This window comes from Bacillus sp. MAG717A (genome assembly GCF_036884855.1).
Classification (GTDB): Bacteria; Bacillota; Bacilli; order Bacillales; family Bacillaceae; genus Bacillus; species Bacillus safensis.
Genome location: NZ_CP145733.1, coordinates 3,415,114 through 3,437,867 on the forward strand (window position 1 = coordinate 3,415,114; position 22,754 = coordinate 3,437,867).

Consider the following 22,754-nt stretch of genomic DNA (forward strand, 5'->3'; position numbering starts at 1 on the left):
AGAGGAAGAAAGGAATGACGATTTTGACCGCACATTCATTTCGAAATACAGCTTTGATTTTCTTATGTCTTTCCGCAGGAATTGTGGATGTAATTGGCTATTTAAGCCTAGGGCATGTGTTTACAGCCAATATGACAGGTAATATTGTGCTGCTTGGCATTGCGGCAGGAAGCTCCTTGCAGCTAACAGCTCTTCATTCCATCATTGCTCTAAGTGGATTCGTTTTAGGGGTTTTACTTGCAGTTGTGGTAGGCGGGAAACATGAGAAAACGTTTTGGCCAAAAGCCGTGACACGCATTTTTATCATAGAAGTGATGATTTTGCTTCTATTTGCTCTCATGACCATTTTCCCTTATACACAAGGTGCTTACTTTATGCTGATCATCCTTTTAAGTATGGCCATGGGCATGCAGACAGCAGCCGCTCGTAAATTGAATGTTGCTGGCATTTCCACAACTGTTCTCACGAGTACACTCGCTAATCTATTTGAAGATGCAGCTCAACGCATATCATACAGGGAAAAAAGAAAAGCTCCTATCCAGCTTGTCAGCTTGATGCGAATAGGCTCTATTGTCTTCTATTGCCTTGGTGCGGCTTTAGCTGCATACACAGATCGTTACGACCCGTTTATCATCATTTGGCTGCCGATCATCATCCTAGGTATCATTGTGATAACAGCTGGATTGAAGCACTTTCACCAATTGAAATAGCCTCTCTTTAGAAGGCTATTTCAATGATTGTGATCTTACACTAATAACTCCTTACATAAAAACCAGGAGGGCGTCCCATGATGAACGTAGAACCATATGGATATCCAGAAAACGTCCCAAATCCCCCATATCCGGGGTAACCTCCTAAACCAGAGAACACTCCAGGGCTCACATAATACCCGCCAAAGCCAATATGAGGGCCCACTGCTCCTCCGCTAAAACCGCCTCCATGAAAACCTCCATAAACCCGTGGATACATACAATCACCTGCCTTCAAATCAGACCTTATCTCATCATATGCATGACAAAAAGGGCAGTGCTCCTACTTTTTCTTTTCCTTCTATGTACATTAGACCAATTTGATAAAATTTGAATGAAAAGTCCTGCAAAAAATTAAATTAAGCAAAGAAAAGTGACCTTTTTAACTTGTTGCTCTGCCCTATGTTTATTTAGAATAATGGAGCAGGTAATAAATTTGCACACCCCCTTTGTTGCGAATTCTTCTTATTAAACGTTCTTGCAGCGTTTAATAAGAAGAGCCTATTAAAAACGCAAAAAACCCTTGCTGACGATATCAACAAGGGCGAGAGATACATGGTATTAACCACCAATGATTTTTTCTGCAACTTCGAATGAACCCGCAACGTCTTGCGATAGAACAGTCGCAGCGACCGCTAAACCGACAACGAATAATACTTTTAATCCTGTTTTCATCTTAAATCAACCCCATTCTTTTCATATGTAAATCCGCTTCTAAACTTTTGTTCAAGTAAAAAACAGACTGCTCATAAAGTGCTTGCTTTTCACAATATTTTGCTGCAAATTGTGATAGCTCTTTTACTTCATGATATTCATTCTTCTCTTCTAACTTTCTTAATTTCTCATCAATTTGCTGAAATCTTTGTGGCGCATGCGTTAAGTAAAGATCATGTACGATGCCTATTTTTAGCTGAAACACTTCATGCGAAGCATCCTTTATTCTGGCATATGCAGCCTCTATATATTGGCTTGCACGCTGCTTTTCACCAATCACACAGAGTTCTCGGCTGATCAGATACGTAGAATGGAAAAAGAAATCTGAATCATAATACTCTTGATGGGACAGTGCTTTTTCAAGATGACGTATCGATTCCTTCGGTTTGTTCCAAAATGAATATAAAATGGCCACATTGTGATGGTGCTGAGCCAGCATAAAATCATCCTGCTCGCTTGTCAAAACCTCTTCCGCCAGACGATAATTCTCAAGCGCCTCTTCATACCGGCCGATCTCTGTTAGATTCGCTGCTATAAGAGAGTATGAAAGGGCCGTTCTTCTTTCATACTGCTTGTGCCGCTTATAGACGTGGAGCGCTCTGCGGATATAGCTTAATGAGAGCATGATATGACTAAGCCGGTAGTAAAGCCATGCCACTTTAAAATCGAAATCAGCACGTTCTATCTCACTTGGAATTTTATCTAAGAGCTTTTCAGCACTTTGATACATTTGCAATGCAACCTCATAATTACCTTGATGCTGCTCATACACACCCTCATAGAAATCGAAATAATAGGCAAGACGATTAGACAGGTCATCTTCTTTTTTTCCATAATGACCCTCTATACTTTTCGTTGAAACATTGCCCTTTTGCCCTCTTAAATTGTACATAAGAATGTGATGTCTTTTCTCAAGAAGAGAATAGTATATGAGGATATCCGCATCGTCAATTTCCTCTACCGCTTGTTTCGCTTTGGCAAATAACCGTTCTGCCTCATCTGCATGATCTTTTTTGATTTCCATGTTCCAGTCATTTAATAATGATGCCAATTCCGCAACAGGAACTTTGCTCATTCTACACCCCCAATCACCTTCAGCTGCAGCACATGATTTCACTAAATATGGAACTTCTATTAGCAATTGCTAATTTGTCCATTTGACATCATTTTAATATGAATCACTTGAATCTTCAATAACCGTTTCCATTGAAAGTGCGTTTCTTTCTCCTAGTCAATGATATTTGCGGAAAAATTCCGCCTTTTTTTAAAATAAACATCTCGAGATGAAATGAAAAAAGCCCATTGTTAGGGCTTTCTAATCTTATGATGATTAATACCGCATCATTTCAAAGACTATTTTGTGCGATTCGCCTAATGATCAGTAAACTAATGATCAGCGCAGCTTTTCATTTATCCAGTTTCTTTATATAATATGATCAATCACTTACACGCCTCAGTAGCTCTAGAAGGGAAGAGCGCCGTAAAACAAATTGTAGCTGGCGGGTCGCAAGGCAAGGGTTTCAGAAGCACCGAAAAGCACATGAGCTGAGACAGGTGAAATTCCTGTCGGTGAAATTCCGTAGGGAAGCGTGTTGCCCCTAGCCTATGCTTACGAAAGGAGTGCGGGTTCGAATCCCGTCTGAGGCTTATGAGGTCGATGGAAATGGAGGATAAACATCATGCATGTGTTTGAAGAATATATCAGCAACATCGGTAACCCCGAGCTGAAGCAGCGCACTCAAGACATCTTACAATGGGTAGAAGACACATTCCCTCAATTAGAGCCAAGAATTGCTTGGAATCAGCCTATGTTCACAGATCAAGGCACATTTATTATTGGGTTTAGCGTGGCAAAACATCACATTTCTGTCGCACCAGAAGGAAAAGGAATTGATCAATTTTCAGCTGACATTGTACGAGCTGGGTACGATCATGGAAAAAAGATGTTTCGCATGAAAGAAAGCTTGCCAGTTGATTATCCTCTTCTGAAAAAAATCATTGAATTTAATATCAAAGACAAAGCGGATTGTTCAACGTTTTGGCGAAAATAAACAGTACCCCGATCTCAGCTTTACAGATCGGGGTATTTTACTGCTGCATGTTATTTTGTTCTCTTCCCTATCAATTTTTGTTCAACCCATTCATAGCATGATAAGATGGAATTAACACTTTTTTGAAATATCGGCAAATATACAACGGCGGCGGCTGTTAAACACGCTATAGTAGCTCCTGCGAAGACATCAAATGGATAATGAACACCTACCCAAATCCTTGAAAATCCAACAGCACACGCAATGATCAGCCAATAAAAATGGCGTTTATGAAACAGCCAAAAGATCAGGCAAATCGAAAAAATAAAGATGGTATGATCACTCGGAAACGAGTTATTCACTTCCTTTTGAATCAAAAGATTGACGTGGCTCATTTCTGCAAAGGGCTGCTGATTGAAATAAAACACCCCTGCGATTTTCCCAAGTAACTCTGCCAATATGAAGGTCAGTCCAGCAGAAACGACCATCGCCCTATTGTACCTGCTGCGATTTTGAAACCATACAAACAGACACATGAGTGCTGCCAGCAGCACTGTATATTCAGCTAGTCCAATAAATATCGGATTCAAGGAACCATAATCAATACTAAGCTGATTCACCCACCTAAATAAATCTTCATTAAATCCCCGCATCTCATTTCATCCTTTTTACTTGATTTATGATAAGGATAATTGAAATGAGATGTCTGCCTCCATCGATCGAACGAACAAACCATGGAATCATATGACAGGTTTGTCACTTTGCTGTCACTTGAACATCATGTACTAACTTGTTTAACGAGAGTGATGTTGCGCCCATTCTTTTTTTAGCAAAGCATATTGATATGTGTTTTCATATTTAGGTGTGCCGTCTTCATGGTTCGTAAATGAAATAAACTCAAGAAAAAGGCCTTCTTTCCGCATGCCTAATCGCTCACATAATGTCTGTGAACGGACATTATCATCCTCTACATAGGCATAAAGACGCCTTGCTCTCTTTTCTAAAAATAAATAGGATAAGAATGCTTCAGCACTCTCACGCGCATATCCCTTCCCTTCATATGCTGCATTAAAATTCCAGCCAATTGAATACGTATCAGGCTCCTCTTTTAAATGAAACAATTCACCAATAACCTTCCCTCTTTCTTTTAAACAAACTGCTACATATGAGTGATCTTCTTTTCTCTCTTGCACCTTAGCGGCCGCTTCCTCCAATGTAGAGATTTGATCATCGAGAAAAAAACAATTGACTCTTGGATGAGCCAAGTACTCAAGCATTCCTGCCGCATCTTCATCGCAAAACGGTCTAAGAATTAACCGATTCGTTTCTAATAGATTCATATGTTACCCCTCACTGTTTCTGCTTGATTTCACGTTTTCAGCCTCTCCATATTCTAGACGACATGTATCAACTTTGACAATCAGATCATGTTGAAGTGTCTACAAATAAACCCATCAAAAACATTTTGGCTCTTAAATCACATGATCATAACTGTTATAATAGAACATAGGTTTGCATTTTATCAAAAAGGGGTTACTGCATATGATCAAAACGGTAGACGGTAATATATTAGAGGCAAGCGAAGACATCATTTGTCACCAGGTGAACTGTAAAGGAGTCATGGGCGCTGGATTAGCGAAACAGATCAAAAGCAAATATCCGAATGTGTACAAAGATTATAAACAGTTATGTACAGAACAAGGAGATGACTTGTTAAGCTCCATTCAACTCATTACAACAAAAGATGGAAAAACAATTGCCAACTTATTTGCCCAAGCTGGGTATGGAAGAACAAGAAAGCAAACAGACTACGATGCATTACGCAGCTGCTTTCAACACCTAAAGGATACAGTGACACATTCACCTGAAGAGAAAAACCAAACGTCCATCGCCATTCCATACGGGATTGGCTGCGGCTTGGCAGGCGGCGATTGGACGATTGTTGAAGAGATGATGGAAGAAGTACTAGGTGATTGTGAGGTGACCGTTTATCGGTTTAGATAATGGAAATGAGTTTCTTATAAAAAATATATAACAAATACCCTCCTTAATTCGGAGGGTATTCTGAGTTAGTTATCGTCTTTATTTTTTATATAATTTAATACGGCTTCTTTATCTTCTTCATCGTCGGGTAAAAATCCGAACGTTTCATATTCCCAAACTGCTATTCTTTGATCACCATCAATGCCTAATGAATAAATATCTTCGTATCCATACTCAATCGAGAGTTTCCCTGGTTGCTCCATTTTTAAAATTGCTGTCGACCAATCTCCGAATCCACTTTTTACATATTCCTTTTTTAAATCTTCAAAAGAATGGAGAAGTTTTAATAATAACTCTTTATAAATAGAGTTGCTAACACTATACTTTTCGGGAATATTATGACCATATATCAATTCTTCACTGCCTGGGTTACAGAAATAAAAATTCACTTCTGACGAATCATCCACGATTTCTGCATACATCCAAACTTTATCCCATTCTACAGGAATCATTTCATTTATTATTTCTGCTATTTCTTTATAGTTTTCTTCTATTTTTTCCATACTTCAACCTCCTGGCATATTTTTAATAGTTCTAAATCTCTTTTGGTCTCCGATTTTATATTCTACAAGAAACTCTGCAGGTCTTAATGAATCATTCATATAGACAGGTTCAATCTTAACCTCTACATGCTTTGGCGGGTCAGCCGTTAATGCTTTTTTCCACTTCTGCTCCATCTCATACCATTTCCCACCACTACGATTAATTTGTGAATTCATCGGAAGCAGGTTATCAATATCCCCGGAACCTTTAAAAATAGTCGCGATTAAATGACCTCCGTCATCATCCAGTAATCGATCAGGCTTTCCTGAATTGGATTGGGCATACTGGTTTCTTTTGACCTCTCCGTATTTTAAATCACTTGCTTCGACTTTGACAATACGTCCGTAGTGATCCGTTGTGTAGGTGTAGCCTTGCTTTGTTGAATAAACAACATTTGGTTTTAGCACTTTTTTACGTTTCCATCTCACATAATGATCTCCGTAACTGACAACAGTTGGTGGTGATTTTGGTGCTGGTAATCGTCTGCCTGTCTTAGAGATACCGTATCCTGAATTGTTGTCTAGACGCTTTGCCATAGAGAGGAGTTTATTTTTGAGATTTTCTCCGTCAAACACGTTATACGGCAGCTTCGGGCCACCTGCCATTTGAAATTTTGGTGAGTATGGCAATAGATTCGGAATAGAGACTCTGTCTAATGATTTTGCTCCTTGTTCAAGCCCTTTCTTCACCGTACAGAAAATAGCCAATAAAAATAAGACACCCTAATAGAGAGTGTCTTTTAACCTCTCTCCTTTAACACTTTCAAGAAAACATCACTAAGTAAGATTCCAAAAGCTCCTGTATCACTTTCATCATCTTCTTCAACAACAAATAACCCTCCTTAAATTTGGAGGGCAATGTGTTAGTTGTTTTCTTCTTTATTTTTTATATATTCTTCGAGAAATTCTCTAAGTGACTTTCTTTTTGGGTATATCCCTAGATGCTCGTATGCCCAAATTGCTTCCCTTTCTGATGAATACATTCCTTGGTTCAATACATCTTCGTAGTCTAAGTCTAAAGAGAATTTTCCATTTGCATCTAATTTTAGAGTTAGATTTGTCCATTTTTCTGAATTAATTAATTCATACGCTTGTTGTAGCTCTTCAAATAAATCATGTAATTTTATTAAATACTCGTTATAGATTGATTCACTTACATTATGATCTTCAGGTATATTATGTGAGTAACGATATTCATTTTCACCTACTAATCTATAATAAAAATTAATCTCTGCAGAATCGTCGAGTATCTCCGCATATAAACACACTTCTTTCCATTCTTTTGGTATCATTTCATTAATAGTTCGTGCAATTTCACCATATAGAGTATCTAGTTTCTCTAGTTCCATTTTTTATCCACCTTTTTGATTTTTAATAATTGATTTTTTAAAATCACCGTCTGCTATTGAATATTTAACAATGAAACGATCAGGTCTTAATGAATCATTCATATAGACAGGTTCAATATTAACTGAAACAGTCTCAGGCGGATTTTTCCTCAAAGCTGCCAACCATTCCTGTTCCATGTTGTACCATTTCCCGCCGCTTCGATTAATTTGTGAATTCATTGGAAGTAGGTTATCAATATCGCCTGATCCTTTAAAAATAGACGCAATTAAATGACCTCCGTCATCATCCAGTAATCGATCAGGCTTTCCTGAATTGGATTGGGCATATTGGTTTCTTTTGACCTCTCCGTATTTTAAATCACTTGCTTCGACTTTGACAATTCTTCCGTAGTGATCGGTTGTGTAGGTGTAGCCTTGCTTTGTTGAATAAACAACATTTGGTTTTAATACTTTTTTACGTTTCCATCTCACATAGTGATCTCCATAGCTAACAACAGTCGGTGGTGATTTTGGTGCTGGTAATCGTCTGCCTGTCTTAGAGATTCCGTATCCTGAATTGTTGTCTAGACGCTTTGCCATAGAGAGGAGTTTATTTTTGAGATTTTCTCCGTCAAACACGTTATACGGCAGCTTCGGGCCACCTGCCATTTGAAATTTTGGTGAGTATGGCAATAGATTCGGAATAGAGACTCTGTCTAATGATTTTGCTCCTTGTTCAAGCCCTTTCTTCACCGTCGTTTTAGCTGCAGTTGTCCCCGTTTTTGTAATGGCACCTGCCCCTTTAGACCCAAAGACGATTTCTGCTAGAGAGCCAGTGGCATAGGCGAACCAGTGCGATCGAGAATATGCATCACCATTAATGACTTCTTTTTGGAATGAATCTGAAATCGACTTTCCAATCACTTTCGATGTTTCAATTGGATGGGAAACAGCCGTTACGACCGATTCAACGGCACCTCCAGGATCTGTCACAAGATCATAGATGCCAACTACTGTATCTTTGGCTACATCATATAGACCAACTGCTGCACCTTTTACAACATCAACGAACCCCTCTGATGCTTCTTCCTGCGCTTTGATCTGGAGAAGCTGGCTGTAATACATTTTTTGATCGTAAGAAAGATTCTCATATCCAATTTCGTCTACAATCTCAAAGTATTTCTCTTCTGATATACACGAAGGATCGTTGAGCTTTTCTTTCAATTCTTTGATTCTTCGTTTCTCTTTTTCTTCTTTTTTCACTTTTAAATATGTTTTCACCTGTGCATCGATTTTATCATGATTCTTGTACACATCTGTCTCATGAAATGCTTTTGCATCGTAATACATGGGCTGCGCATTTTTTCCTTTTCCTGTAGCAGCCATCATTTTTGCATAAAAAGTGGCAAGGTGTTTTTCGATCGCTTCTGATTTTGCGTATTCTGTTTTTAGCTCATGATCTATTTTATGTACTGCATCAATTGCCTCTTTTCTTTTTTTGTTTGCATCGTCTAAATGTTCATTGACCTCTTTACTTGAAAATACATTCAGTTCTATGAGATCACTGATGTCATCAAAAATAGTGGATAGGGCTTCTTTTTGTTCCTTGACCATATCTTTATTATTCTGAATCCCTTGTTTCAGTTGAGCGTCTAAGAAATGCTCATCAATAAATGTACTCCCGCCTAACGATTCATCATCAAGCTTTCCTTTTACACCATCTAAAAACGCTTTTTGCATATCGATAAAGTCAAGATAAGTGTCTGTGTAAAGTGCAAGATCCTCATAAAAGGCTTTGATATTGTCCGCACCTTTTCCAGTAAATTCATCACCTAATCCCGACACACTTTTTAATGCTTTTTTCACATGCTGCATTTCGTCTCGAAGCTCCTGATAGACTATTGACCTTTGTTCGACAGCTGACAGTAAAGATGGAGTATCTAATATTTTCATATAAAAAAGACTCCTTTTATGGAATATTCTTTTACTAGAATACCATAAGGAGTCTTACACTTTAATCCACTTTATCGTTTTTTATCCAATTATCTCCGTAGTGGTGGATTAAATCTTATCCCTTTTATGATCCTGCACCTCTAGAGAAAAGCAACACTACCTCATTTTTAGCATTTGCCTGAGTTTGTTGTCCAGCAGGCATTCCAAGAATTGCACATAATAGCAAAGCAGTAGTAATCATCATCATTATTTTTTTCATGATCATATGACCTCCTTTCCTATTAGCGTACAAGATTTTAAAGCCAATTCCAAGAAGTAGTTACTTTCTTCATAAAGATTTAACTTCTTATAAATGGAGGCAACATCAGGAGCTAAAGCCTCTATATCAACATATGCTTTTCTTTCTTCCAAAAGACATAGCCCTTTCTTGATATCTTCATAGCTTTCCTGAGGTGTTGTATAACATTTCTCAAGGATATTGAATTTCAACATAAAGTTTGTGTTCTGCTGTTCTTTAGAGAAGTTTTTCCCCTCAGCAACCCAACTTATTGCCTGATCGAACTGATTTGATTTGTAGCTTGATCTTGCAAATTCATACGCACATTGTAAGTATGAAACAGGAGCTGACTGTTTTAGATCATCTGCGGAAATTGCTTTGTTGAAATATTCAATTGCTTCTATATGGTGGTCATCCTGAATTTTGAGAAATCCCAAATCATAATAAGCCAACGCTAACAATCTCTTATCTTTCTTTTCAATCAGTCTATCGACACAATCCAAAAGCATTCGTTCAGCTTTGTCTAGTCTACCGTCATCAATCAAATTCAGTGCCAACAACATCTTACAGTTTATGGTCTGTATGCTGTAGCCTTCATGACCTTTGTAGATGTCCTTTGCTGTTTGTAGATGATGGTGGGAAAGGAGCGTGACCTTATTGAAATAGTAGAGTGTGCCAATTTTATAATGGAACTCAGCCTTTTCAATTTCATCATGTACCTTGTCCAACTGTCTCTCAGCTACTCTGAATAGGACTAGGGCTTCTGAATAGTTATTCTTTGCACTCTCATACATACCTTTGAAAAGATAAAAGTAAAACCTTAGCATGTCATCTGTTTTGACTCTTTCACTTTCTGTTATTGTTGGTTGCCCCACTAAATCTTCCATCAGTACCTTAAATCTGTAATCAAGAATATTGAAATAGAGTAACACATCTTGATTTTCTTCCATTTCGCCTAACATTTCTTGAATCTCATCCCTCAGCTCTACTGCTTGTGAAACTTCCCTCTTTTTAATATGTAAATACCATTTGTTGAGCGTGTTTGCTACATCTACAGAAGAAATCAAATTCGACATCCCATTACCCCCTTGCTATCATCTCCTTTGTATAATTTTAACACGACATTTACAACATATGTAAAGACAAGGTGTTCATTTTAAAAGTTTTCGGTATCCCGCAAAATGCAAACATACTTATCTATAAAAGGTATGTTTTATGTAGAGTGCTTTAAAAGAGGAACGACATGCCAGTAGAGAATTAAACATAGGTATCCTGTAACACAAGAAGTAACAGAGTTTTCTAAAGGATATAATACAAATAAGAAGTGATATTGAAGTTAGTAGCCTAGAAACAAATTTAAAACATTTTCTTTAGAATTCTCTTTTTGAACATAGATTTACATCTCGTTTTCTTTTTTTGTGAATATAATTTGACCAAATCTCCCCTGTAATCAATGGCCCCAAGGGGGTTGCTTTGTTATTACTGAGACATATACTGATCGCGTTCCCATGGGTATTTTCCGTTCAATATTTTTTGATACCATCTTCCACTAGTATGACCTGTCTTTATATATTCTAGACATTCACTAATTCCACACTTACATTTGAATTCAGGAACTCAACTCCTCTACTTTCATAGCAAGATGCTCTGAAACATTCACAACTTCGGGCATTTCGTGGTTTCCTAAAAATTTAATAATTTGTTGTAAAATTTCTATTAGCTCTACACTTTTTGGCATTCGTTTTTGATTTTGCAAGAGAAGAGAATCAATACTCGAAGCTATTTCATGTAGAGTAAGTTCATCTTTAACACTTGGAATATAGTCCCTTAGCTTTTTGAAAAACCACTCAATATCTTTTATTTCTAACATCGGATAACATTCAAGTTTATAAATGTCATATGTATGAGGCTCATCCAATTTTAAAATGGCTTCGAATTCCTCTTTACTCAAATAAACTTCAGGAAGCTCATATTCAACCTCTGTTGCTTCCTCATCAACAGCGTACTCAACTGTATAAAGGCCCTCAATGAATTCATCAAAGGAATCTGCTAATTTAAAGTCTTCTTCCATCTCAACATCAAAATAATGAATTGCAGGATTCTCTTTCGTTTTTCGATAATCCATAGCTACCCAAGTATGGCCATCCCCGTTAATCAAAACAAGCCCTTCTGGCAGCTCCCACTCTTTTATTAAATAGGCACTATCCATAATCCCCTCATCTTCTGCAATTCCCAAAAGATGATTAAATTGAATATGATCTTCAGCCCATGAGTTAGGATGACTTGTAGGAAAAGCATTATGAACAATATAACCACCGTTCTGTTCTAAAATGAGCTTTTTATATGTATCTGGCAAAGTGACTCCTAGTTTCTTTTCAGCCTTCGCTACTTCTTCTGCGTTGATCTTTTTTAACGTATAGTAATCTTCATCGTCTATTTCCCAAAAAGATTTCAAAGTTTTTTCCTCCTAGTGTCATTTAACAAAACCCTCTTACGAACATATATTCTGTTGAACTATTTTTGGTGGTGATTGTATGTCTGATCTCGAAAGAAAGATCTATCGAATTATTTATAATATGAGTCGCTTCCGTAAGAATGCAACAATTGATGATCTGAAAAACAGGTAAAGATGAGAAAACTGTTAGGCAAGTAGGCAAAAACCTCCTAGCAAATGAAGAATTGAAAAGGAAAAATGAGAAAAGAGAATGGCGTTTTTAACTTTAAGTTAGCCGTTCGTTTTTTATCAATTTACTAAAAGAAGCAATCTACAAGCCAGAAGCTGCCCTTTTTTCTAATCTTCAGGATCCTCAAAGATACCGAGAATTTCATTCACATCGTACTGATAAAGTTCATACAGACTGTGATCTGTAATCTCGCCTCTTTTTATTCTTTGATTAAGAACAAACATCAGATCGATTGGTTCTCTTTCATAAGATATCATGTCATCATCTGCATCATTAAAATATAATACTGGCTTGTTTAAAAAGGAATGTGATTTAGGCTTAGTAAAGTATGTCCACTTCACTTGCGGATAGTTTATCCTAATGGTTTCCCCATAATATATACCAATATCCATTGCTATTGCATAGTCCACTTTTGCAATTTCAACTGGATTAGCCAATAAGCTCTTTTTTTCATCTTCATAAATAAAATTAGGGTATTGCCTTAATTCTTCTAATTCTCTACCAATCTCTTCTTCTGATAGTTCATAAATCTCCACCTGAGATAAAAACCAACTATAGATATCTATAAGTGACTCGGGGGTGAAATTAAAGTCCACCTCTCCATTAGTAACATTTTTCAAAACTTCAATCCGTAGTGGTATCTGATTAACAAACCAATCGAAGAGAATTTTAGCCTCTTTTTTTGATAAAGTTTCAAAGGATTCCATTATAATTGGTGGTTCCATTAATACATACTCCATTAAATTTCTCCCTCATATTTTAATTATTTTCGAATATTGGCTATACTGCTCTAACTCAGTTGTATTTTATGGTTTGCTTGCTCAATTCTACCAGTATTTGTACTTATAATGAAGTACTACTTTATCAATCATTTCAATTTTTTAATCGGAAATTTTTAACCACTTGTTTCCTTAAAAGAATGAGAAGTTCGTATAGCCTATATTTGATACATCGATACAATTCTGTTGCTTATTCAACCGCTGAATATCGATCCAAATTATTTGCAACTTGTGACCTAGACATACCTACAGCTGCGGCCATTTCTTTTGCGACCTCTTCATCAATTTGTTTTTCTTGCGGATCAGATTGCTGCTCGCCTTCGCCTTTTTCAAGGTCCTCCAGACGCTTTACAACCGGTGCAATTGTGTCATCTAGCATCTTTTGCAGATTTTCTTTGTTCACTTCTTCTTCCTCCTTCTCTTCCGCTTGACTCAACAGATTGTCGATAGCGGCTCTAGCATTTTTTAGTTCATTCAAATTAGCTGCTGAAAACTTTCGGCCAGCTTTTATGACTTCTTCAGTTGGGTCAGTTTGGATCCCCGCTAAGTCATCAGTAAGCAAAATCTCTTGTGTGTTCAGGATCAGTCTCTAAGTCTTCATCGTCGTAAGAATCCCATTTATACAAAACGGAATTCAGCGCATCTTGCGCCGCCCAAAACTCACGACGCATGCGGCCTTTGTCATATCTGTTCTTTACTTCTCCTTTTGATAGAAAGAAGTTTTTGAGCAAAGAAAAAAGCCCCTTCTCATCAGAAGCTGGCTCACGCTCTTGTTTTCCTATGTCTGCTGTTCCGGCCATTGAGTATCCGGTGATCTCGCCCTTTTGAATCTGTTCCCAAATTTCATCGGAAGCCTTCGTCACAAGGACCCACGATCCTTTCTTGATAAGCTCATCGCCCATTTCAAAGTCAGACGGAGCAATGTACGATTCAACGACTTCCCCGACACCGCCTTGGAAATCATGCTGCTTATCAATCTCACGTGCATCTATCAGGAACCCATGAGCGGCTTTTTCAATCTCCGCCGGTGTCATGTAATCCCCATGTGCATCAGCTACGTTTGGTTCGTATACAATACCGTACACAAGACGCTGTGCATCATCAGCTTTCGCAATGACCTTGATTTCCTTTTGAAAGTCATTTTGTTTTTCCGACTTAACGAAAAAAAACTGCTTTTGATTAGCAGCCTTGTCCACGTATGAAACGTGTGTGATCTTCGCATTTATCAATTCGCGTGGCAATTCATTCACCTCCTTTCATAATCTGAATTAATATCTCTTAATCTTCGAACAGCACTCATGCAACTCGTAAGGAATGATTCAGCCTCTTTTTCTGTCCATTCATAATCATTTTTTTTCATATTTACAATAATTGCGATTTGACTTAAATTTGCAAGAGCACTATAAAATCTATTAGATATAACATCATTCTTTATTAAAGAATAAAAAATATCGGTTGTATTAACATATCCAATATCAGTTAAACCGTTCTTAACACCAAGTTTCAATAATTCTTTTTTAACCATTCTCCAAGAAAATACAATTCCTTTTTTGGGATCTTCTGAAATTAATTCTTGTATTCGTTTTCTCTGTTCTTTTTCTAATTCCCTCTGCTCTCTTTTTAAATCTCTCTGTTTTATTCTTTCCACTAAATCTTTTTTAGAGTTTTCCTCTGTTTCTTCTGAAGATTCCTTTTTATTCGCTAATTCTAATTCGTCAGTTGTATTTCCTTCATCTAAATTCTCATTAACTTGTTCCAAAAGTTTATCAAAATTAATTTCAACATTCCCTACTTTAAAACTAAAAAGTCTCCCTTCAATAATCTTTTTAACACTGCCTCTCAGAGCAAAAACAATAACTATACTTGCTATAGGCCACATTATAGAGTCAACTAGCTTTGAAAAGAATTCCAACCAATTCATAAGTTCCCCTCATTCTAAAAGTGATGAGGATATTATACTATTTCATTCCATGTTTTGTAAGACTCTTCTTCTAATCTCTTCTTTTTCCTCAGCTGATAAGCCGAGAATAACAGGATCAACCACAGGGCCAACCGCACAATGACAATTTACTCGTTCTTTTGGCGTGAGCTGTGTATCTCTCGGAAACATGCACCGCTCTCCGCTGCCTGGTATTTCAAATTCTTCATCGAGAGGGATGATCGTTCCATCGAGTTGCACATGACTTTCTCTGGACTGATTCTTCTTCCCTCCGCTGTGCTTCCACTTCTTCCCCGTTATAGCCGGGGATTGGACGTAGGATTCATGTTGAGCGACAGATGATGCAGTTAACACTTCTGTGACACGTGCGCGCTTCCGGCTGAATTCAGGAAGGTCCTTCAGCTCCAATTCAATCTCCTGTATAGAGCGACCTTCTTTTATACCCTCTTTCAACGTTTGTTCAATAGCTTCATGAGTTTTCAGCTTCATAAGCTGCGCCAACTCTTGTGACCATGATTCAATCCACTCTTCTGTTCTTTCAGATAGAACCTTGAATGGAATATCTGCATCGATGGAATTCATGATCTTCTCGGCCAACTGCGTGACGGTAAGTGTTAGAAAGACAGCCGTTTCTTTTCCAAATAGCTCTGCAAACTCATCTGAAGTGAATAGATCATCATTAAAAAAAGCCAGAATGGATTCTAACGTCTCTGAATCGTCTTTGGATATAAAACCATTCAAAGCATTTAAAAACGTCCTGCGTTGCATTCTGAACAATTTAGCGGTGATTTTCTCATACTCTTCCACCAAAGTAGTGGGATATCCTCCAGTTCAGGGAAATCAGCCACCGCTGCTTTGAGTTCCTTGACCTCATCTTCCTCCGCTTTTTGTACAAAAGTGTCCGATACTTATTTAAAACTTCTATTTGGAATTTAATCTAAACATTCTTGTAGTAATCGTTTATATCTAATCAAAACTTTGTTCTCTTTTCTATCAACAAAGTTTTGCATTTTCCAAATTCCCAAAGTTAAAAAAGAAACATACAAGATCATAAATGTAGGCGCATGTACATTAAATTTTTCAACTATAGTGATACCATGATTCATCATACTTCCAAATAAAAAAGACATGATTGAAAAAAGTGCTGTTTCAAAATAATAGAATATGAAGCCTCCTGAATGTGAAGCTCATGTACATTGACACAAAGTTTCCTACCAAAATGACACAAAATACCCAACTTTTAACGATTAGATTTATGACTAATTGGCAATAGTAACATGTTCTTTTCGCATTCCGGCAATCGGGACAAGAACTTGTACCGATAAAATAAAAAGCCGCTAAAATAGCGACTTCAATGGGGACCATGTTCTTGCCCCTCGACAATCTTTAATAAACGGAGCAAATTTGTCCCTGGACAATTTTCTGTACCATTCATACGGAGTATCCCTCAACCGTGTTTAACCTCACATCGTATCAGTTTTAAGTGCATGTGATTGATGTTCTTGTCCCTGGACATCTTTAATCAATCTTACATGGTCTAAAAGTTTCATGTTTAGCTTCATACTCTTCTATTAATCGGATTTTATTTCCATCAAATCTAATCATTGATATACCATCAAATGAATAAAGTTGTTCTTCTTTTGCTTTAAAAAACCATTCTACAAAAAATAAGGTATCATTTACTTGATGAATATTTTTTATCTTCCATTCTAAGACAACTTGCTTCAGTAACATTTTTTTGATCCACAAATGGACTTCCTCTATACCCACATACATTGCTCCATAACATTCGCGGTAGATAATATCATCAGAAAAATACGTATCTAATAACTTAAAATCTCTAGTTACCCACATAAAGAAATATTCTTTTATAATTTCTTCTTTCATAAGTACTCCTCTATTTTTTAATTAAGCGCAGTTCTTAACTAGTGTTTTGAATCTATTATATCAAAATGAACAAAATAAAAAAAAGTTCTTGGTTGGAATTTATGTCATTCTACACTCATTCACTTTATTGGTGCACTTTAAAGCCTTGTTATATTAGCGGTGTACCAAGTACACTAAGTACACCTATTATAATGTATAAGGAGAATGTGAAGCTGCCGCGCTCTCGTTTAAGCTTGGGGGCGTGCCAAGCCCCTCGCCTATACGAAAAAGGGGTGCTCTTGTAAAGGACACACCCTTTATTTAGGTAACTTAAATTCTGTTATCCCATTCGGATTTTAGGTAACTTAAATTCCGTTAAAAGAAAAGAGCCAATGATAATTACATCATTGGCTCTTCTTAACTTTAAGGATATAGTTTCTTTCAATCCACACTCCTCAAGGGAGCGACAAGCTAATAATACCAATCGTTCTAGTAAAGTCTAGTCAATTATTAGGTTTATTTGTTGCATCAATGTAATGCTTACTAGATTTCTTATTCTCTATAATATCTTCAGTCCTACCCAAAAGCATTTGAATCTCTTTTCTATTATACTGCTTTTTTATTTTCTCTTTAAATGCTGTTTGTTGATTAATAGTTGCTTTATGCATCTTTTCCCCAAATTGTTTCAAATAAATCCCGATGTATTTACTCTGTTCAAATGATGTAAATTCGTTGGTTTCGTTAATTTCATTCCTAAGAAATCACCTCCTAAACATATATCGGAGGTGATTTGGAAATTTTCAGGTGTTCACTGAATTGGATCTATTTAATGTAAAATTCGCTATTGTAGAATGTTCCAAGAGTTGCAACATGATTGCCCTTTTTGTCGTAACGTTCTACATCCACTCTAAAGCGATAAGTACTTTTTTGTTACCAGATGACTCTTTGATGTCAAATTGATCATAAAGTTTTTCACCTGGGTTAAGGGGGTTCGGGGAATTTGTTTTAATTGTCTCCCACTTTCCATTAACCCTTCTTTGTGGAATAAGGTTGGAACCAGCACTAAAGTCATTGTGGTTTTGTACTGCAATTCGTACGACCTTATCCTCTCCAATTTTGTGATTCGCTTTTGTCGGGTTCGCCGACACTCCAAATCCTGATGCCATGCTCATCATCTCCCTTTTTATATTTTTGCGCTCCTATCCCTCACCAAAGCACCCGCAGCCATACACCCAAAAGACGACTGTTCCCATCAAATCATCGTTTCCTCCGGATACGGCCGCCTTGTCTTTGGTACGTTTCGCGTCTCGTTCCCATGATTTCTTCCCACTCCCTATTCGTAATGGGATCAGCATCGTTCTCCTTCTTTCTATTAGAACCAGGAGCAATGCTTTTAAATTGCTTTAATGTCTCTTTAGAAACAGAAACCCTGATCTTCATTTCACTCGCTCCTTGCCGAATAAGCACCACCTTACGCTATTCGCTTAAATAGATTTTGAATGATGACTACACTCCGAGAGGATGCCAAGTACAGCCAATCATCAATTAAAATGAAAAACTGTCCTCGATACGGCTGCCGCAGACCAGCTGCTATCCAGGCTCAGAATGTCCCTCTCGTATGGCCACATTCCTCAACACCTTTATTCCGTATCCAGATACGCCATTGATAAGGGAAAGACGCATCTCCCAATAAAAAAAGCGGACACCAATCAAGGCACTTAAAGTGCTCAATGATCAGCGTCCGCAGGTTCTTCCTTCTGGACAAAATATTCACGTTTGTTTTGCTTGTCTCTATCATACGATGATCCACTTAGGAAAAAAGGTCCCCTTTTTATCCCCCTTTTTGTCGGCTTTTCCTCGGTTTTTTCTCGGCATTACAAATAAAAAAAGTGCCCATAAACATGGACACTTTGGTTCTATTATTCCCAAAACGCATCGCCTTTAGAATCAATATACTTCTGAAGAAAAGTTTCAAAATCTACATCAAGCAGCCTATATTCTAAACCGTCTTCAAATAGATAAAGGTTGGAATTTCCCTTATTTATCATCAAGTAGCACCCTTCAAAAAGAGCAGCAATAGCTGTTCCATCAACCTGATCAAAAAAATCATTAGACAACTCGGATTCGATTTCTTCTAAACTGAAAATGTGTAATCCTCCACCCACCTTGTTCCCAAAAACTATGTCTTCAAATATTCTTGCGCCATTATGTAGACATAAAAACTCTTTGAAATCGTCAGGCAATGCATGGTGTTTCTTTTCAAATTGTTTTATATTTTCTTGATCGGCTGGGGCATTAAAGGTACAGCACTTTTCATAGACTTCCCCGTCTACCGAGAATTTGATGATGTTCTTCTCATCTAATTGATTTTCAAGCTTTTCTAATATCTGCACGATCCTACTCAATCTTTCACCTTCTATCTATATCCTCTCACCTCTTGTTGATGCAGTGTTCTTGTGAGTGCATATAAATTACCCATTTTATTATCTCCACCATATTCTAAAGGAATAACATGGTGAATGTCTAAATCAGACCAATCCCATTTAGGATCGCCGTATTTACCAATATACCATCTGATATATTTATTTCGCATCTCCTACAAATAGAGTGTTATCTACAATTACAATAACTGGCTTCGCTTTTCCTATAATGCTACGAATTGTAGAATTGTAAGTAATTGACTGTTTCAATTGATCTAACTTAAACCTTGTATCAATAACAATTGTGTTAGCAGCTTTAGTATTAGCACCTAGAATCTTATTAGTATTCTTATTCTTGGTGGATGGTTGCAGTACTACGGTGTCACCCATTGGCATATTTCGTTGGGGTGGAGCATGAGGTTGTTTTTTAAATTGTTGTCTCGCTTCATCAATTACATCAGATTTACTCTGTATTTCTTTTACATGTCCATTTTCGTCAACTTCTAGTACATGTGTTTCTTTGTATGTTGTGATACCGTCCTTTGATTGACTAGATTCAGCATCACTTGTCCAAAACCATGCCGTCAACAGAAAAACCATAAAGAAAATCGAATAAGCAAATTTCTTCATTCGGATACTTTTTTCCAATTTATTCATAATAAATACAATATGATGTCTTGCTCAATTTCATCTAGGCTGTTTTCAAGTGCTCTTTCTATTTGCCGCACCTTAGTTCATTTAAACCTCCTGATTTCTAAGAGAAGGAAATAGGCCTGTCGCATCGTTTGTCTCTTGTTCCTTTTTGTTTTCCTCCTTCACGTTCAGCGCCTTATGAACCTTCAGCTCCTTGATCAGAGCATTACGGACTTGCTTCTCATTGATCCCTACTATCCTTGCACTAAACACAATGTTCAGATTTCATCCTACCCTTCCTTGAAAGTTCATATTGAAATTTTCTTATAATCTATCAAACTCTAAAAATCATTTGTATTTTACCTTGAATTTTTTATAAAATATAGGATAATTAGGAATGTTGAAATAAACAAGGGAGTGTTTTATATGAAATTAAAAAAAGTTATAACTTGTTCCGCATTATCCTTTGCTTTACTTGTTTCTGCATCTCCTGCATTCGCTTCAACTTCTAATACAGACAGCAACATGAGTCAAAAGGTAATAACTCCTCAAGCTGAGCTGAAAACTACACACCTAAAAACCAATACACAAAAAGAATCTATCAAATGTTTCGGTCTCGGTATCCTTCGTCCTAAAAGATGCATAAAAGGGTGATGGCTTGGACAGGCAAATATCAAGGTTAGTTTTAAAAATTTCTAAGAGATTGGAGGGGGACCCTCATATCTTCGTACCAATCAATTTCAGCAAAGTTTTGAATACTTTTCTGAGACCTTCGGTGAAATTTCAAAGACACCTTTTTTGTAAGTGAATTGTGGGTGGCGGCTTCTTCATTTTGAAATATTAGAAAAAACCACAAAAACAAAACCCCCTGAAGCCAATGGCTCCAAGGGGTTTTTATTATTAATTTAATACTGAGACATATACTGATCGCGTTCCCATGGGTGTACTTGGGTTCTAAACATATCCCATTCGATTTCTTTTGATTCGATGAAGTGCTCGAATAGGTGATCGCCTAGTGCGTTGATCATGACTTCGTTTGATTTCAGCAGCTCGAGTGCTTCTGCAAGTGTTGCAGGAAGGTCAGCGATGCCGTTTTCAAGACGCTCTTCTTTGTCCATGACATAGATGTTTCTGTCGATTGGTGCTGGTGCTTCTAGTTTGTTTTTGATTCCGTCAAGACCTGCTGCAAGTAATACGCTTAGTGCAAGGTATGGGTTTGCAGATGGGTCTACGCTGCGCACTTCTACGCGTGTGCTGATGCCGCGTGATGCCGGGATACGGATCAATGGGCTGCGGTTTTGTGCACTCCATGCCACATAGCAAGGTGCTTCATAGCCAGGTACAAGACGCTTGTATGAGTTAACCGTTGGGTTTGTGACTGCTGTAAAGCTTGTTGCGTGCTTGACGATACCTGCGATAAAGTGTCTAGCAGTCTCGCTTAATTGTAAATCTGCTTTTTCATCAAAGAATGCGTTTTTACCATTTTTGAATAATGATAGGTTACAGTGCATACCAGATCCGTTTACACCGAACAATGGTTTTGGCATGAATGTCGCATGAAGACCGTGCTTTCTCGCAATGGTTTTAACAACGAGTTTGAATGTTTGAATGTCATCACAAGAACGGATTGCGCCTGCATATTTGAAATCAATTTCGTGCTGTCCTGGTGCTACTTCGTGGTGAGATGCTTCAATTTCAAAGCCCATTTCTTCAAGTTCTAGAACGATATCACGGCGGCAGTTTTCACCTAGATCTGTTGGTGCAAGGTCAAAGTATCCACCTTTATCGTTTAGTTCAAGCGTTGGCTCGCCTTTTTCATCTAATTTAAATAAGAAGAATTCTGGCTCAGGTCCAAGGTTGAAATCACTAAATCCTAGTTCTTCCATTTCCTTTAAGATACGCTTTAAGTTGTTACGCGGGTCTCCATCAAATGGTGTCCCGTCTGGCTTATAAATGTCACAAATAAAGCGTGCAACTTTACCTTTTTCTGCTGTCCAAGGGAAAATAACAAATGTGTTTAGATCTGGGTATAGGTACATATCTGATTCTTCGATACGTACGAATCCTTCAATAGATGAACCGTCAAACATACATTTGTTATCGAGAGCTTTTTCTAACTGGCTCACAGGAATCTCAACATTTTTAATTGTTCCGAGAATGTCTGTAAATTGCAGACGGATGTACTTTACGTTTTCCTCATTTACTAATTTTACGATATCTTCTCTTGTGTACTTTGCCATTTCGTAAAACTCCTCCCCTACAAAAGGTAAAATGTGTATAGCAATGCTTTTGCTAATTGGTTAACGGAAGAACCTTGACATATCCCCCTGCCTAAAGGTCGTTCCTTGTTGGAAACGTCCAGCCTGAATGAGTTCCTTTTTCAGTAGCTTCCTGAGTTCATCATCTGACAAGTTGTGCTTAGCTGTGGTTTTTTCCTCCGTCTTTTTATCAGACGATGGATTTTCTGCCTCAGCTTTGGCAAAAAGTTTTTTGATTCCTGCCATGTTTACACCTTGTTCGATGAGGTTTTTAATTTCTAGTAATTTATCAACATCATGAAAAGAAAATAATCGGCGGTTTCCATCACTTCTTGCTGGAAATACTAAACCATTTTCCTCATAATAGCGAATTTGTCTTGCAGATAATTCTGTTAGCTGCATGACAATCCCAATTGGGAATAAAGGCATTGAGCGGCGAATGTTATCACTCATCTCAACTGTCTCCTCCTCTTTGCTTAAATTTATTATATGTCATGTTATATTATGTGTCAACAACATGTTAGGAATATTAACATGGT

24 protein-coding genes and 3 pseudogenes are annotated in these 22,754 nt (G+C 37.5%); 4 read left to right on the forward strand and 23 right to left on the reverse strand.

Features of this window, described 5'->3' with window-relative positions:
* Window positions 1-14 precede the first annotated feature (14 nt).
* On the forward strand, window positions 15-710 hold the full coding sequence (locus V6Z54_RS17705) for a YoaK family protein (RefSeq protein ID WP_041085119.1): 696 nt from the start codon (window positions 15-17) through the stop codon (window positions 708-710).
* A gap of 715 nt (window positions 711-1,425) precedes the next feature.
* On the opposite strand, the gene V6Z54_RS17710 is transcribed toward V6Z54_RS17705, so the two are convergent.
* Entirely contained in the window at window positions 1,426-2,538 is a 1,113-nt protein-coding gene (locus V6Z54_RS17710; RefSeq protein ID WP_041109178.1) for a tetratricopeptide repeat protein, read from the reverse strand.
* Between the two features lie 604 nt (window positions 2,539-3,142).
* Between V6Z54_RS17710 and V6Z54_RS17715 the strand changes: the two genes are divergently transcribed.
* Complete coding sequence (locus tag V6Z54_RS17715) at window positions 3,143-3,514, forward strand: iron chaperone (protein ID WP_338527554.1); 372 nt, start codon at window positions 3,143-3,145, stop codon at window positions 3,512-3,514.
* Between the two features lie 50 nt (window positions 3,515-3,564).
* Here the strand turns inward: V6Z54_RS17715 and V6Z54_RS17720 are convergent, their stop codons facing one another.
* Together V6Z54_RS17720 and V6Z54_RS17725 are read right to left on the reverse strand one after the other, a co-directional pair.
* Complete coding sequence (locus tag V6Z54_RS17720) at window positions 3,565-4,146, reverse strand: undecaprenyl-diphosphatase (RefSeq protein ID WP_041085115.1); 582 nt, start codon at window positions 4,144-4,146, stop codon at window positions 3,565-3,567.
* A gap of 141 nt (window positions 4,147-4,287) precedes the next feature.
* Window positions 4,288-4,833 (reverse strand): GNAT family N-acetyltransferase, encoded by a 546-nt coding sequence (locus tag V6Z54_RS17725; RefSeq protein ID WP_338527555.1) that lies wholly within the window; start codon window positions 4,831-4,833, stop codon window positions 4,288-4,290.
* A 202-nt stretch (window positions 4,834-5,035) separates the two neighbouring features.
* Between V6Z54_RS17725 and V6Z54_RS17730 the strand changes: the two genes are divergently transcribed.
* Window positions 5,036-5,497 carry a macro domain-containing protein gene (locus tag V6Z54_RS17730; protein WP_075611431.1) on the forward strand — a complete coding sequence of 154 codons (462 nt, stop codon included), beginning with the start codon at window positions 5,036-5,038 and terminating at the stop codon, window positions 5,495-5,497.
* Between the two features lie 65 nt (window positions 5,498-5,562).
* On the opposite strand, the gene V6Z54_RS17735 is transcribed toward V6Z54_RS17730, so the two are convergent.
* The 18 genes and pseudogenes from V6Z54_RS17735 to V6Z54_RS17820 form a co-directional block, all read right to left on the reverse strand.
* Window positions 5,563-6,039 carry an immunity protein YezG family protein gene (locus tag V6Z54_RS17735; protein WP_075611430.1) on the reverse strand — a complete coding sequence of 159 codons (477 nt, stop codon included), beginning with the start codon at window positions 6,037-6,039 and terminating at the stop codon, window positions 5,563-5,565.
* A gap of 3 nt (window positions 6,040-6,042) precedes the next feature.
* Window positions 6,043-6,771, reverse strand: a pseudogene (locus V6Z54_RS17740) (DNA/RNA non-specific endonuclease); the annotation flags it as partial.
* A gap of 170 nt (window positions 6,772-6,941) precedes the next feature.
* Window positions 6,942-7,427, reverse strand: a complete 486-nt coding sequence (locus V6Z54_RS17745; RefSeq protein WP_041084752.1) for an immunity protein YezG family protein — start codon at window positions 7,425-7,427, stop codon at window positions 6,942-6,944.
* A gap of 3 nt (window positions 7,428-7,430) precedes the next feature.
* The gene (locus tag V6Z54_RS17750; RefSeq protein ID WP_338527556.1) at window positions 7,431-9,359 is read right to left on the reverse strand and encodes a T7SS effector LXG polymorphic toxin; all 1,929 of its coding nucleotides are present in this window, start codon (window positions 9,357-9,359) and stop codon (window positions 7,431-7,433) included.
* Window positions 9,360-9,483: 124 nt separating this feature from the next.
* Window positions 9,484-9,618 (reverse strand): hypothetical protein, encoded by a 135-nt coding sequence (locus V6Z54_RS17755; RefSeq protein WP_269103477.1) that lies wholly within the window; start codon window positions 9,616-9,618, stop codon window positions 9,484-9,486.
* A 2-nt stretch (window positions 9,619-9,620) separates the two neighbouring features.
* On the reverse strand, window positions 9,621-10,712 hold the full coding sequence (locus tag V6Z54_RS17760) for a Rap family tetratricopeptide repeat protein (RefSeq protein ID WP_041084754.1): 1,092 nt from the start codon (window positions 10,710-10,712) through the stop codon (window positions 9,621-9,623).
* 533 nt (window positions 10,713-11,245) lie between these two features.
* Window positions 11,246-12,091: an SMI1/KNR4 family protein gene (locus V6Z54_RS17765; RefSeq protein ID WP_041084755.1), complete on the reverse strand. Its 846-nt coding sequence runs from the start codon at window positions 12,089-12,091 to the stop codon at window positions 11,246-11,248.
* Between the two features lie 336 nt (window positions 12,092-12,427).
* The gene (locus V6Z54_RS17770) at window positions 12,428-13,045 is read right to left on the reverse strand and encodes a hypothetical protein (RefSeq protein ID WP_131245214.1); all 618 of its coding nucleotides are present in this window, start codon (window positions 13,043-13,045) and stop codon (window positions 12,428-12,430) included.
* A gap of 244 nt (window positions 13,046-13,289) precedes the next feature.
* Entirely contained in the window at window positions 13,290-13,502 is a 213-nt protein-coding gene (locus tag V6Z54_RS17775) for a hypothetical protein (protein ID WP_338527557.1), read from the reverse strand.
* 295 nt (window positions 13,503-13,797) lie between these two features.
* A pseudogene (locus V6Z54_RS17780) lies at window positions 13,798-14,340 on the reverse strand (XkdF-like putative serine protease domain-containing protein); the annotation flags it as partial.
* Window positions 14,341-14,345: 5 nt separating this feature from the next.
* Window positions 14,346-15,020, reverse strand: coding sequence for a hypothetical protein (locus V6Z54_RS17785; protein WP_052468173.1), 675 nt, complete (start codon window positions 15,018-15,020; stop codon window positions 14,346-14,348).
* Between the two features lie 42 nt (window positions 15,021-15,062).
* Window positions 15,063-15,970: pseudogene (locus V6Z54_RS17790) on the reverse strand (phage minor head protein).
* A 586-nt stretch (window positions 15,971-16,556) separates the two neighbouring features.
* Entirely contained in the window at window positions 16,557-16,925 is a 369-nt protein-coding gene (locus V6Z54_RS17795) for a nuclear transport factor 2 family protein (RefSeq protein ID WP_041084757.1), read from the reverse strand.
* Window positions 16,926-17,407: 482 nt separating this feature from the next.
* Complete coding sequence (locus V6Z54_RS17800) at window positions 17,408-17,572, reverse strand: hypothetical protein (protein ID WP_157840085.1); 165 nt, start codon at window positions 17,570-17,572, stop codon at window positions 17,408-17,410.
* A gap of 228 nt (window positions 17,573-17,800) precedes the next feature.
* Window positions 17,801-18,070: a structural protein gene (locus tag V6Z54_RS17805; protein ID WP_241768876.1), complete on the reverse strand. Its 270-nt coding sequence runs from the start codon at window positions 18,068-18,070 to the stop codon at window positions 17,801-17,803.
* A 91-nt stretch (window positions 18,071-18,161) separates the two neighbouring features.
* Window positions 18,162-18,344 (reverse strand): hypothetical protein, encoded by a 183-nt coding sequence (locus V6Z54_RS17810; protein ID WP_041084758.1) that lies wholly within the window; start codon window positions 18,342-18,344, stop codon window positions 18,162-18,164.
* Between the two features lie 479 nt (window positions 18,345-18,823).
* Window positions 18,824-19,309 carry an SMI1/KNR4 family protein gene (locus V6Z54_RS17815; RefSeq protein WP_305960466.1) on the reverse strand — a complete coding sequence of 162 codons (486 nt, stop codon included), beginning with the start codon at window positions 19,307-19,309 and terminating at the stop codon, window positions 18,824-18,826.
* A gap of 177 nt (window positions 19,310-19,486) precedes the next feature.
* Entirely contained in the window at window positions 19,487-19,954 is a 468-nt protein-coding gene (locus V6Z54_RS17820) for a hypothetical protein (protein WP_338527558.1), read from the reverse strand.
* A gap of 429 nt (window positions 19,955-20,383) precedes the next feature.
* Here V6Z54_RS17820 and V6Z54_RS17825 point away from each other — a divergent pair, with 429 nt between their 5' ends.
* A complete protein-coding gene (locus tag V6Z54_RS17825; protein ID WP_257218371.1) occupies window positions 20,384-20,611 on the forward strand; it encodes a hypothetical protein in 228 nt (75 codons plus the stop codon).
* A gap of 251 nt (window positions 20,612-20,862) precedes the next feature.
* Here V6Z54_RS17825 and glnA read toward each other — a convergent pair whose 3' ends face one another.
* Both glnA and V6Z54_RS17835 read right to left on the reverse strand, forming a co-directional pair.
* Complete coding sequence (glnA, locus tag V6Z54_RS17830) at window positions 20,863-22,197, reverse strand: type I glutamate--ammonia ligase (RefSeq protein ID WP_025093273.1); 1,335 nt, start codon at window positions 22,195-22,197, stop codon at window positions 20,863-20,865.
* A 60-nt stretch (window positions 22,198-22,257) separates the two neighbouring features.
* A complete protein-coding gene (locus V6Z54_RS17835) occupies window positions 22,258-22,668 on the reverse strand; it encodes a MerR family transcriptional regulator (protein WP_039178801.1) in 411 nt (136 codons plus the stop codon).
* Window positions 22,669-22,754: the final 86 nt, after the last annotated feature.

Coding starts and splice junctions, on each gene's coding strand:
- V6Z54_RS17705 (WP_041085119.1), top strand. CDS start 15: ATGACGATTTTGACCGCACATTCATTTCGAAATACAGCTTTGATTTTC.
- V6Z54_RS17710 (WP_041109178.1), bottom strand. CDS start 2,538: ATGAGCAAAGTTCCTGTTGCGGAATTGGCATCATTATTAAATGACTGG.
- V6Z54_RS17715 (WP_338527554.1), top strand. CDS start 3,143: ATGCATGTGTTTGAAGAATATATCAGCAACATCGGTAACCCCGAGCTG.
- V6Z54_RS17720 (WP_041085115.1), bottom strand. CDS start 4,146: ATGCGGGGATTTAATGAAGATTTATTTAGGTGGGTGAATCAGCTTAGT.
- V6Z54_RS17725 (WP_338527555.1), bottom strand. CDS start 4,833: ATGAATCTATTAGAAACGAATCGGTTAATTCTTAGACCGTTTTGCGAT.
- V6Z54_RS17730 (WP_075611431.1), top strand. CDS start 5,036: ATGATCAAAACGGTAGACGGTAATATATTAGAGGCAAGCGAAGACATC.
- V6Z54_RS17735 (WP_075611430.1), bottom strand. CDS start 6,039: ATGGAAAAAATAGAAGAAAACTATAAAGAAATAGCAGAAATAATAAAT.
- V6Z54_RS17745 (WP_041084752.1), bottom strand. CDS start 7,427: ATGGAACTAGAGAAACTAGATACTCTATATGGTGAAATTGCACGAACT.
- V6Z54_RS17750 (WP_338527556.1), bottom strand. CDS start 9,359: ATGAAAATATTAGATACTCCATCTTTACTGTCAGCTGTCGAACAAAGG.
- V6Z54_RS17755 (WP_269103477.1), bottom strand. CDS start 9,618: ATGAAAAAAATAATGATGATGATTACTACTGCTTTGCTATTATGTGCA.
- V6Z54_RS17760 (WP_041084754.1), bottom strand. CDS start 10,712: ATGTCGAATTTGATTTCTTCTGTAGATGTAGCAAACACGCTCAACAAA.
- V6Z54_RS17770 (WP_131245214.1), bottom strand. CDS start 13,045: ATGGAACCACCAATTATAATGGAATCCTTTGAAACTTTATCAAAAAAA.
- V6Z54_RS17785 (WP_052468173.1), bottom strand. CDS start 15,020: ATGAATTGGTTGGAATTCTTTTCAAAGCTAGTTGACTCTATAATGTGG.
- V6Z54_RS17795 (WP_041084757.1), bottom strand. CDS start 16,925: ATGAAAGAAGAAATTATAAAAGAATATTTCTTTATGTGGGTAACTAGA.
- V6Z54_RS17800 (WP_157840085.1), bottom strand. CDS start 17,572: ATGCATAAAGCAACTATTAATCAACAAACAGCATTTAAAGAGAAAATA.
- V6Z54_RS17805 (WP_241768876.1), bottom strand. CDS start 18,070: ATGGCATCAGGATTTGGAGTGTCGGCGAACCCGACAAAAGCGAATCAC.
- V6Z54_RS17810 (WP_041084758.1), bottom strand. CDS start 18,344: ATGAAGATCAGGGTTTCTGTTTCTAAAGAGACATTAAAGCAATTTAAA.
- V6Z54_RS17820 (WP_338527558.1), bottom strand. CDS start 19,954: ATGAAGAAATTTGCTTATTCGATTTTCTTTATGGTTTTTCTGTTGACG.
- V6Z54_RS17825 (WP_257218371.1), top strand. CDS start 20,384: ATGAAATTAAAAAAAGTTATAACTTGTTCCGCATTATCCTTTGCTTTA.
- glnA (WP_025093273.1), bottom strand. CDS start 22,197: ATGGCAAAGTACACAAGAGAAGATATCGTAAAATTAGTAAATGAGGAA.
- V6Z54_RS17835 (WP_039178801.1), bottom strand. CDS start 22,668: ATGAGTGATAACATTCGCCGCTCAATGCCTTTATTCCCAATTGGGATT.